The organism is Streptomyces sp. 15-116A, assembly GCF_025290915.1.
GTDB lineage: Bacteria > Actinomycetota > Actinomycetes > Streptomycetales > Streptomycetaceae > Streptomyces.
Genome location: NZ_JAOCQE010000250.1, coordinates 1 through 9,557, shown reverse-complemented (window position 1 = coordinate 9,557; position 9,557 = coordinate 1). Strand labels below are relative to the sequence as shown.

At 72.0% G+C, this 9,557-nt stretch carries 10 protein-coding genes and 2 pseudogenes; 5 read left to right on the top strand and 7 right to left on the bottom strand.

The features are described 5' to 3' along the window. The 4 genes and pseudogenes from N4P33_RS28325 to N4P33_RS28310 form a co-directional block, all read right to left on the bottom strand. Positions 1 to 340 (bottom strand): annotated as a pseudogene (locus N4P33_RS28325) (serine/threonine-protein phosphatase); the annotation flags it as partial. 94 nt (positions 341 to 434) lie between these two features. Continuing rightward, on the bottom strand, positions 435 to 1,637 hold the full coding sequence (locus N4P33_RS28320) for a glycoside hydrolase family 64 protein (RefSeq protein ID WP_260829683.1): 1,203 nt from the start codon (positions 1,635 to 1,637) through the stop codon (positions 435 to 437). 244 nt (positions 1,638 to 1,881) lie between these two features. Further along, positions 1,882 to 2,769 (bottom strand): Gfo/Idh/MocA family protein, encoded by an 888-nt coding sequence (locus N4P33_RS28315; protein WP_260829682.1) that lies wholly within the window; start codon positions 2,767 to 2,769, stop codon positions 1,882 to 1,884. Positions 2,770 to 2,880: 111 nt separating this feature from the next. Beyond that, on the bottom strand, positions 2,881 to 3,294 hold the full coding sequence (locus N4P33_RS28310) for a VOC family protein (protein ID WP_260829681.1): 414 nt from the start codon (positions 3,292 to 3,294) through the stop codon (positions 2,881 to 2,883). Between the two features lie 246 nt (positions 3,295 to 3,540). Between N4P33_RS28310 and N4P33_RS28305 the strand changes: the two genes are divergently transcribed. The 4 genes from N4P33_RS28305 (at position 3,541) to N4P33_RS28290 (ending at position 6,984) form a co-directional block, all read left to right on the top strand. Beyond that, positions 3,541 to 4,398: an aldo/keto reductase gene (locus tag N4P33_RS28305; RefSeq protein ID WP_260829680.1), complete on the top strand. Its 858-nt coding sequence runs from the start codon at positions 3,541 to 3,543 to the stop codon at positions 4,396 to 4,398. 43 nt (positions 4,399 to 4,441) lie between these two features. Then, positions 4,442 to 6,211: an ABC transporter ATP-binding protein gene (locus N4P33_RS28300; RefSeq protein ID WP_260829679.1), complete on the top strand. Its 1,770-nt coding sequence runs from the start codon at positions 4,442 to 4,444 to the stop codon at positions 6,209 to 6,211. A gap of 116 nt (positions 6,212 to 6,327) precedes the next feature. After that, positions 6,328 to 6,585, top strand: coding sequence for a DUF5133 domain-containing protein (locus N4P33_RS28295; RefSeq protein WP_260829677.1), 258 nt, complete (start codon positions 6,328 to 6,330; stop codon positions 6,583 to 6,585). Positions 6,586 to 6,768: 183 nt separating this feature from the next. Beyond that, on the top strand, positions 6,769 to 6,984 hold the full coding sequence (locus tag N4P33_RS28290) for a hypothetical protein (RefSeq protein WP_260829676.1): 216 nt from the start codon (positions 6,769 to 6,771) through the stop codon (positions 6,982 to 6,984). Positions 6,985 to 7,001: 17 nt separating this feature from the next. Here N4P33_RS28290 and tgmB read toward each other — a convergent pair whose 3' ends face one another. From tgmB to N4P33_RS28275, 3 genes are all read right to left on the bottom strand, one after another. After that, on the bottom strand, positions 7,002 to 7,985 hold the full coding sequence (gene tgmB, locus N4P33_RS28285) for an ATP-grasp ribosomal peptide maturase (protein WP_260829675.1): 984 nt from the start codon (positions 7,983 to 7,985) through the stop codon (positions 7,002 to 7,004). A 16-nt stretch (positions 7,986 to 8,001) separates the two neighbouring features. Further along, entirely contained in the window at positions 8,002 to 8,193 is a 192-nt protein-coding gene (tgmA, locus tag N4P33_RS28280; protein WP_167990342.1) for a putative ATP-grasp-modified RiPP, read from the bottom strand. A gap of 120 nt (positions 8,194 to 8,313) precedes the next feature. Further along, positions 8,314 to 8,640 (bottom strand): DUF1232 domain-containing protein, encoded by a 327-nt coding sequence (locus N4P33_RS28275; RefSeq protein WP_260829673.1) that lies wholly within the window; start codon positions 8,638 to 8,640, stop codon positions 8,314 to 8,316. A gap of 319 nt (positions 8,641 to 8,959) precedes the next feature. Here N4P33_RS28275 and N4P33_RS28270 point away from each other — a divergent pair. Next, a pseudogene (locus N4P33_RS28270) lies at positions 8,960 to 9,557 on the top strand (hypothetical protein); the annotation flags it as partial.

Here is a 9,557-nt window from a genome sequence, read left to right as displayed (position 1 = left end):
CGAACGACAGCAGCACGCTCAGCACGGCGACGAACGCGATGGTCAGCAGATCCGTGCGGCCCACGTCGGCCAGACGGAACGCCGGCACGCTCAGCATCAGCAGCGACAGACCGCCGAGCACCGCGGTCGCCAGCGGCCCGTGCACCAGCACCGCGAGCGGCGGGACGGCGCCCAGCACGAACCCGATGTCCAGCGGCTCGGGACTCGCCGCCGTGGCCACGCCGACGGCCGCGAGCAGCCCGCCCGGCAGGACCCGGGCCCAGCCGGGCGGCGGCGCGCCCCGCAGATAGCCCCGCTGTTCCCGGTCCCGGCGCGGCGACCCGGCGCGCACTGTGCTCACATCCCCACGCTGCTACGCCCGCCCCGGCGGCGCACCCCGGGACATCGAGCGAGGGACAGCCGGCCAAGGACGGCCCGCGAGCGGCGGAGCCCCGTCAGAACGCCGTCAGCGTCAGGCGCAGGCCGGTGGGCGCGGTGTCCTGGATGTACGAGGCGAAGTCGGCGACGTCGTCGAAGGCGAAGCCGTACGCCTTGCCGTCCTCGGTGACCGTGTGCATGGCCTTGGAGTAGTGGTTGGTGAGCTCGGTCCGGTAGAAGTCCCCGGGGTCGGTGGTCGGCTGGGCGGGGTGGCTGAGCAGCGTGGACCGGTTGAAGCCGGCGCCGAGCACCGCGGCGACCGGGCCGGTCGTGCCGTCGTTGGGCGCCGCGAGGGCACCGTCGCAGAACAGCACGTCCCGGGTGGACGGCTTGCCGAAGGACACCTGGGCCGGTCCGTCGAAGGTGAAACGGTCGCCGCGCACCCGGCCCGTGAACGTGCCCGCGTTGGTGGTGATGGTGAGGTCCCGCCCGGTGTACGTGCTCCACACCTCGTCGATGTACGGCGCGAGGTAGTCCTTCGCGAACAGCCCGGCGTCCAGGCCGTGACCGGGGGCGATGATCCGGGTGTCGTCCACGACGAGCCGCGAGAACGCCTCCACCTGCCGCACCGCCTCGAACGCGGCGGCCCGGCCGCCCGCGCGCACGGTCCCGGTCGTCTGGTCCTTGGCACCGGTGAGCCGGATGCTCAGCGGCACGCTGAACATGTCGACCATCGTCGTGTTGCAGAACATGCCCGAGGAGTTGTAGGTGAACTCCGCGCAGTCGTGCAGCACCCCGTAGTTGGGGTCGGAGGCGACCCAGCCTGCCGGGTACTGCAGCGCCGCGTTGCCGTTGCCGTCCGCGACGGCCTTGAACTTCAGCTTCGCGCCGAGGGACACATAGATCCGGCCGGACATGAACGGCAGCGACAGCCGGGTCTCACCGGAGCCGGCCAGGCTGATCGCGTAGTCGGTGAAACCGTCCGGGCCGTTGTCCGACAGGGCGATCGGGGCCAGGGTGCCGTCGGGGGTGACCCGCACCTGCCGGCCGTCCTGGTTGCCGACGATGTAGAGGTGGACGTTGCCGTTGCCGAAGGAGCCGCTGTCGTTGACGACCGTCAGCGGGAGCGAGCCCGCCGCCTTCGGGGCGGCCTGATCGTCCGAGGAGCCCGCGAGGGCGTGGGGGGCGAGCGTCGCGGCGGCGGGCAGGGCGACGGCCGCGCCTCCGAGGGCGAACAGCAGCTTGCGGCGGCCGAGGGTGCGCTGGTGGCGAGGAGTCATGTGGGGGGTCTCCCGAAGTTGCTCGTACGGGTGCCTGAGAGCGCTCTCACCGGTGAAGCCCGGTGACCGCGCGGCCTCGATGGTACGGACCTCGACAGTCACCGCCAACGGTCCGACTTGTCCCCCAACCCGCCCTGACCTGCGCCTACTTGATGCCGCGACAAGAGCCCCACGAGTGCTTAACGGCCCCTTAAGGCTCCTTTAAGCGCCGCGCGCCTCGAACCCCACGGATCGGAGAACGCTCTCACCGCCCGGCGGACAGCAGACCCTCCGCCGCGTCGAGAACCTCCGTCACCCGCAGCGCGAACGCCGCGTCACACGGATGGGGGCGGCCGGTCCCGGCGGCCGTGAGCAGGGCGTCGGCGGCCCGGACGAGGGACGGGACCACCGGCTGCGCGGACCGGGGCAACGCGGTGACGCCCGAGGCGCCCCGCAGCTCCACACCCGCGCCGGCCGCGGCCGGGGGAGCGGTGAGACTCAGGGTGAGCGCGCTCGACGCGCCGCTCGCATGGTCCAGGACCAGATGCACGGTGTCACCGGGGCCGTGCGCCGCCGCCGACACCCGCCGTACGTCACCCAGCACCGGCATCAGCACGGACAGGGCGTGGGGCCCGACGTCCCACAGCGCGCCCTTCTCGCGCCGCCACGGGGAGGCCGCGAAGGGGTTGTCGCCGGCGGTGAACACCGCGCCCAGCCACTCGGCCCGTGCGGTGAACCAGCCGCCCGTGCGCGCCTGTTCGGCGATCCACGCCTCCGGCTCGGGCTGGAAACGGGTGGTGAAGAACACCACCGAGGCCACCTTCGCCCGCTCGGCCGCCTCCACCACCGCCCGCCCCTGATCCGCCGTCAGCGCGAGCGGCTTGTCGAGCAGCAGATGCCGCCCCGCCCGAGCGGCCCGCACCGCCAGTTCGCCCTGCACCTGCGGAGGCAGGGCCACGGCGACGGCGTCCACATCGGCGAGCAGCGCGTCGGCATCGTCGTAGGCCCGCGTGCCGTACGACTCGGCGAGTTCCTTGGCCGCCTCGGGGCGGCGCCCCCATACGCCGACGAAGTCGAGGGACTCGTGCGCGCTGAGCGCCGGGGCGTGCGCCAGCCGCGCCCAGGGTCCCGTGCCGAGCAGTCCGATCCGCATACCGCCGCCTCCCGCCGTCTGGGTGCACACCGCCGGCCGGTGCGCCCGCCGACGGCCGTACGAGGCCGAGCGTGACACACCGGCCGGGCGGAGAGCACCGCCGGGCGGCGCTCAGCCCTGGGGCTGGCTGATGTTGACCATCCAGGAGACGCCGAACCGGTCCGTGCACATCCCGAACACGTCCCCCCACATCTGCTTCTCCAGCGGCACCGACACCGAGCTGCCGCTGGAGAGCTTGTCCCAGTAGCCGCGCAGCTCGTTCTCGTCCTCGCCGCTGAGGCTCACCGAGAAGTTGTTGCCCTGCTTGTACTCCATCCCCGGCGGGTGGTCGGCGCCCATCAGGGTGAAGCCGGAGGCGGTCTCCAGCATGCCGTGCATGATCTTGTCCGCGTTCTCGGCGCCGGGCTGGCCGAACTCGCCGTAGGTGTTGAGCCGCAGTTCGCCGCCGAAGACGTCCTTGTAGAACTCCAACGCCTGCCGGGCGTCGCCGTCGAAACTCAGGTACGGATTGAGGCGCGAGGCCATGGAAAACCTCCAGAAACTGGCGCAAAGGTGCACTTGCGCGCAGCGTAACGCGGCCCACTGACAAGCGCCCCTCGTGCCGCCCCCTGTGCCGGTCCCCGACGGGTCACGGCGATTCAGTTCCCGTCCTGCTGAATGCGTTCGCTTTCTTCTATTGGATTTCCGGCGCCCCGCCGACCACGCTGGAAAACGCTTGCCATCCCCGCTCGCCACTCCAGCGCCACGACAGCCGGAAGAGGTCACGCCCCCATGCACACCCGCCGCATCGGTGACGTCCAGGTCAGCGCCATCGGACTGGGCGCCATGCCCATGTCCATCGAGGGGAGGCCCGACGAGGCACGCTCCCTGGCCACCCTGCACGCCGCCCTGGACGCCGGTGTCACGCTCATCGACACCGCGGACGCCTACCACCGGGACGCAGGCGAGGCCGGACACAACGAGACCCTCATCGCCAAGGCCCTCGCGTCCCACGCCCTTGGTGGCGACGTCCTCGTCGCCACCAAGGGCGGCCATCTGCGCCCCGGCGACGGCAGCTGGACCCTCGACGGCAGCCCCCGGCACCTCAAGGCGGCCTGCGAGCAGTCCCTGAGCCGGCTCGGCGTGGAGGCCATCGGCCTCTACCAGTTCCACCGCCCCGACCCCCGCGTCCCCTACGCCGAGTCCGTGGGCGCGCTGCGCGAACTCCTCGACGAGGGCAAGATCCGCATGGCCGGTATCTCCAACGCCTCTCCGGCGCAGATCAGGCAGGCGAACGAGATCCTCGGCGGCCGGCTTGTCTCCGTGCAGAACCAGTTCTCCCCGGCCTTCCGCTCCAGCGAGCCCGAGCTGCGGCTGTGCGACGAACTCGGCATCGCCTTCCTGCCCTGGAGTCCCTTCGGCGGGATCTCCCGGGCCGGTGAACTCGGCGCCGTCCACGCCTCGTTCGCGCGGATCGCCGAGGCTCACGGCGTCAGCGCCCACCAGGTGTGCCTGGCGTGGATGCTCGCCAAGTCGTCCGTCGTCGTGCCGATCCCCGGGGCGAGCAGGCCCGAGACCATCCGCGACTCGGCCGCCGCCGCGGACCTCGCCCTCACGGCCGAGGAGATCGCCGAACTCGACGCCGCATGAAGCCCGTTCCCTTTCGCCCGCTCGTGGGGGAGGACCACCGTCCATGGCGTCGCCGCAGGAACGACCGCTCGACCACCGCTACCGGGGCGAGCACCCGATCCGCACCCTCGCCTATCTCTTCCGCGCCGACCGCGGCCGGCTCCTGGCCGCCGTCGGCGTCTTCACCGTCAAGCACAGCCCCGTCTGGCTGCTGCCGCTGATCACCGCGTCCATCATCGACACCGTCGTCCAGCACCAGCCGATATCCCGGCTGTGGACCAGCACCGGCATCATCATGTTCATCCTGCTGGTCAACTACCCGCTCCACGTGCTCTACGTCCGCCTGCTGTACGGCAGCGTCCGCCGCATGGGCACCGCGCTGCGCTCCGCCCTGTGCACCCGCATGCAGCAGCTGTCCATCGGCTACCACTCCCGGGTCAGCGCCGGGGTGCTCCAGGCCAAGGTCGTCCGCGACGTGGAGACCGTCGAGCAGATGGTGCAGCAGACCGCCGAGACCGGACTCGGCGCGACCACCGTGCTCATCGGCGGACTCGTCATCATCGCCGTGCGCACCCCCGAGTTCCTGCCCGTCTTCCTGATCGTCGTGCCCGCCGCGGCCCTGCTCGTGGCCCGGCTCAGGTCCCGTCTGCGCGCCCACAACGAGCATTTCCGGCACGAGGTGGAGACCCTGTCGTCCCGGGTCACCGAGATGACCCGGCTCATCCCGGTCACCCGCGCCCACGGCCTGGAGGGCAAGGCGCTGCGCCGCATGAACGGCACCCTGGAACGGCTGCTCACCTCCGGACTGCGCCTGGACCTGGTCAACGGCCGGTTCGGCTCGCTGGCCTGGGTGGTGCTCAACGTGGTGGGCGTCCTGGTGCTGGCCGGCGCCGCGCTCATCTCGTACTACGACGTCTGGGGCGTCACCGCGGGCGACGTGGTGATGCTGAGCGCCTTCCTGACCACGCTCACCAACTCGACCACCACACTGGCCGGACTCGCCCCGGTCATCACCAAGGGCCTGGAGTCGGTCCGCTCGGTCGGCGAGGTGCTCCAGGCGCCCGAACTGGAGGACAACGAGGGCAAGTCGGAGGTCACCGCCCTGCGCGGAGCCGTCACCTTCGAGAACGTCACCCACGCCTACGACACCGAAGAGCGGCCCGCCGTACGGGACTTCACCCTCGACGTCCGGCCCGGCGAGACCATCGCCCTCGTCGGCTCCTCCGGCGCGGGCAAGTCGACCGTGCTGAACCTCGTCATCGGCTTCATCCGGCCCACCTCGGGACGGCTGCTGGTCGACGGCACCGACATGAACGGCCTCGACCTGCGCACCTACCGGCGCTTCCTGTCGGTCGTGCCCCAGGAGTCGATCCTCTTCGACGGCACCATCCGCGAGAACGTCGCCTACGGAATGGACGACGCCGACGAGGAGACCGTGCGGGCGGCCCTGCGTGACGCCAACGCGCTGGAGTTCGTCGACCGGCTGCCCCAGGGCCTCGACACCCTCGTCGGGGAGCGCGGCGCCCGGCTGTCCGGCGGGCAGCGCCAGCGCCTGGCCATCGCCCGCGCCCTGATCCGGGACCCCCGGGTGCTCGTCCTCGACGAGGCGACCTCCGCGCTGGACACCCGCTCCGAGGCCCTGGTCCAGGAGGCGCTGGCCCGGCTGCTGCGCGGGCGCACCACGTTCGTCGTGGCGCACCGGCTGTCCACGGTGCGCGGCGCCGACCGGATCGTGGTGATGGGGGAGGGGCAAATCCTGGAGACCGGCACCCACGAGGAACTGCTGCGCCGGGGCGGGGCCTACACCGCGCTGCACAGCGGCCAGGTGGCCTGAGGGACCGCCAGGCCGCCGGGCGGCGGTTTCCCGTCAATTCCCACGGGGTGAGCCAAAGGGGTGATTGCCTCCGCCCGGGTCGGGTACACGCAGCGAAAACCAGAGAGGGGCGCTTCGTGCTCGTACCGGACCCGAAGGTCGTGAGACAGCTGCTGACGAGGTATGCGACGCTGCGGATCGCGCAGGCGGAGCGGCAATCGCTCGTGGCGTCACGCGAGTTGGAGGACGTCAGCTACACGCTCTGCGTGATGATGGGCACATCAAGCATCGAGGACGCCATCGCCCGGGCGGACGTCCTGCTCGCCGAGGGGCGTCCCGCGGCCGAGCGGACCGCGGACCCGGACGGCGAGAGCGGTCTGTCCCTGGCCGTCTGATCCCGCCGGCCCCCAGGGCGGGGACGGCACGGCACGGGCCTGGGTGGAGGCGCGGGATTCTCGCGCCTCCACCCAGGCCCGTGGGGACATACGGGTGAATTGCCGCCGCCCGCGATCCGGCCGCTTAGACTCGGCAGTCGCGTCTCCGCACGGGGGCCGCCGAGCAGAAAGGCACGTTGACGGGTGTTCCAGGATTCCCCCATCTACGACCGACTCATCGCGGAGTGCGGCGATGTCCCCGCCCAGGTCCGCCGCGAGGCCGAACGCGTGAGCAGGGAACTGGAGATGGTCATGCGGCCCCTGCAGTCCCCCGGCTACGGCCCCGGCCTCGACCGCCCCCACTCCCCGGGCAACGGCTGGCAGCGCAGCGCCCTGCTCCCGGGCCCCCGACCGGCCTGACGGCCGACCACGGGGCCTCAGCGGGCCCGGATGCTCGGCTCGTCGACCTCCCGTCTCCCCTCCGGGACGGGGCGGGCCAGCCACTCGGCGATGGTGCGGGCGATCGGCTGGCCCGTCTCCACCTCGACGAAGCCGAACTGGCCCGACTGGTTGCACTCGAGGAACCACCACATCCCGTCCGCGTCCTCCACGAAGTCGAAAGCCCCGTACGCCAGTTCGGCCTCCCGCAGATAGCTCAGGACCGTCTCGGCGGTGCGCGCGGGCACGTCGACCGGCTCCCAGGGCGCCCCAGGCCCCGCGAAACGCACGTCGACCTCCTGCGGGTCCGTGTCGGCGGCCGTCGCCTTGCGGGCCGCCAGCAGCCGTTCGCCGACGGCCGTGAGCCGGACGTCCGCCCGCTTGACGATCCGCCGCTGCAGCAGCGTCGGCCCGTAGGCCACGGCGGAGAAGTCGGTGTCCGGCGCCACTCTGCTCGTCGGCACCGCCCTGGGCGGATCCTGCGGATGCGCCCCGGAGACCGGCTTGACCACCAGATCGGGGTAGCGCTCGGCGAACTCCCGGGCGGCCCGCGGGAACGTCGTGATGAGGGTGGCCGGCACGGGCAGCCCGCAGCGCTGCGCCAGCCGCAGCTGCCACGGCTTGTGCCGCGCCCGGCGCGCCGCGTCCGGATGGTTCATCCAGCGGGCGCCGGAACCGCGCAGCATCCCGTAGAGCGCCTGGGCGGCCTCCTCGGTGAGCCACGCGGACGGCTGCGCCGCCCGCTGGGCCGGCGGACCCGGTCTGCGCACCCACACGGAACGCAGCCCGGCGAGGCTCACCAGCCGTCCCCCCGCGGACAGATGGCCGCGGAACCTGCCGTGCACGTACTCGCCGGACAGCGAGACGCCCTCGGTCAGATCGGCGGGATCGAGGCGCATCACCGGCACCCCGGCCTCGTGGAGATGCACGACCACCATGTCGGCGGTCACATCCTCCTCACAGGTGAGGATGAGCACGGTCATCGTCTACGGTCCGCTGTCAGTCGTCGAAGTGGGTCTTGGAGCCGGCGGTGGACGTCGTGGTCCCCACCTCCCGCAACAACCCATGGTCCGAGGCCGCGACCCGTCCGTCGACGAGTACGTTCAACTGCAGTCCGGAGTCGTACACATACGGAGTGGTGACCGCCAACTCCGGTGCCGGACGTGCGTAGTTGAGCGCGAACGGTTGCATCGTGTCTCCCTCGTCGGTGCTGCGCCGACCGAGCGTCGGCCACCCGCTCGCCGCCGCCCGGTCCGCCGACTTCTTTTGGCTTCCAGAGACTTATACGAATCGAACGGGTGGTTGGTTTCCTCACGGAGCGTAGTCATCGGCGGTACGGCGGTCCGATTTCGGAGGTGTCAGACCGGGGGAACGGGTGCCCGCGGCACCCCGGAGCGAGCGCAGTGCGAGCAACAACACACCCATGTCGTCCAGATAGACCGGGTCGGGCACCAGGTCGGCCGGCAGCACCAGATACAGGACCGCGCCCCAGAACACCCAGCGCGGCCCCGTGGGCAGCCCCGCCCGGGCCAACTCCCGCCTCGTGCGCACCAGTCGCACGAGAACGGCGACGGCGCCGGCGAGCACCAGGGCCGCCAGGACCGCGGCCACGAGCAGCACCACGGTGGTCGTCTCCACCGGCTGACCACCTCCTCCCGGAGTTCCGGACGACGGGCACGGGTTTCACCCCGCGGGCACGGACTTCACGACACGGACACGGCCTTCATCAAGCGGATTCCCGTTTTCGGCACCGGTATGACGGCCGGTACCGGCCGTCGTCGGAGCGGTGCCCGCTTCCCCGGGCACCCCGGGAGAAACTCCGATCACCGCAGGTCATCCCGGTGGCCCATCCAAGTGGCAGGGCGGCATCAGGGCGCCTAGTAATGATCCACGTAGCGTCGCTCGTCGCACGTCCGGGGGCGTGGGAGCGGCCTGAGCCTTCCCCATGGAGCCGAGCATGACCACCTTCTCTTCATCACCCCCCTCCAACGAACCCGCCATATCCGGCGACACGGCCTCGTCGTCGCCGCCGACCGCGTCGACGGCCGTCGCCACCGGCACCCACCGGCCGGATCCGGCCCGCGCCCGCACCGTGGTCACCACGACCAGGCCGGTCGCCACCGCCGAGAACGCCGGGAACGCCGCGACCGTCGAGGGCACCGACCCGACGGCACCCTGGGACCCGGTCGCCACCGTCGACCTCGTGGACCCCCTCGACCCCGCCGACTCCGCCGGGGCACGTGAGCAGGCGGCCCGGGCGGCGTACGGCGATCCGGTCAGCGACCTCGTGCACGTCGCCGTGTCCGACCGGCCCCTGGAAGAGGTCGTCGACCTCATCACCACGCTGGAACGCTCACCCGAGCACACCCGGGCCGTGGTCGAAGCGCTGCGTGCCGCCGGGGTCGACCGGTCCGTGGAGGACGTCACCCGGCTGGTCGCCCTGCTCACCAAGCCGCCGCGCGACGCCGACAGCGCGGACGAGGCGATCCGCGCCGCGGCCGCGCACCGGCCCCTGGAGGACGTCACCCGTCTGGTGGCCCTGCTGCACGCCGAGC

Excerpts from the sequence above, each read along its gene's own strand:
- N4P33_RS28320 (WP_260829683.1), bottom strand. The coding sequence starts at position 1,637 with ATGACTCCTCGCCACCAGCGCACCCTCGGCCGCCGCAAGCTGCTGTTC.
- tgmA (WP_167990342.1), bottom strand. The coding sequence starts at position 8,193 with ATGCAACCGTTCGCGCTCAACTACGCACGTCCGGCACCGGAGTTGGCG.
- tgmB (WP_260829675.1), bottom strand. The coding sequence starts at position 7,985 with ATGACCGTGCTCATCCTCACCTGTGAGGAGGATGTGACCGCCGACATG.
- N4P33_RS28305 (WP_260829680.1), top strand. The coding sequence starts at position 3,541 with ATGCACACCCGCCGCATCGGTGACGTCCAGGTCAGCGCCATCGGACTG.
- N4P33_RS28310 (WP_260829681.1), bottom strand. The coding sequence starts at position 3,294 with ATGGCCTCGCGCCTCAATCCGTACCTGAGTTTCGACGGCGACGCCCGG.
- N4P33_RS28315 (WP_260829682.1), bottom strand. The coding sequence starts at position 2,769 with ATGCGGATCGGACTGCTCGGCACGGGACCCTGGGCGCGGCTGGCGCAC.
- N4P33_RS28300 (WP_260829679.1), top strand. The coding sequence starts at position 4,442 with ATGGCGTCGCCGCAGGAACGACCGCTCGACCACCGCTACCGGGGCGAG.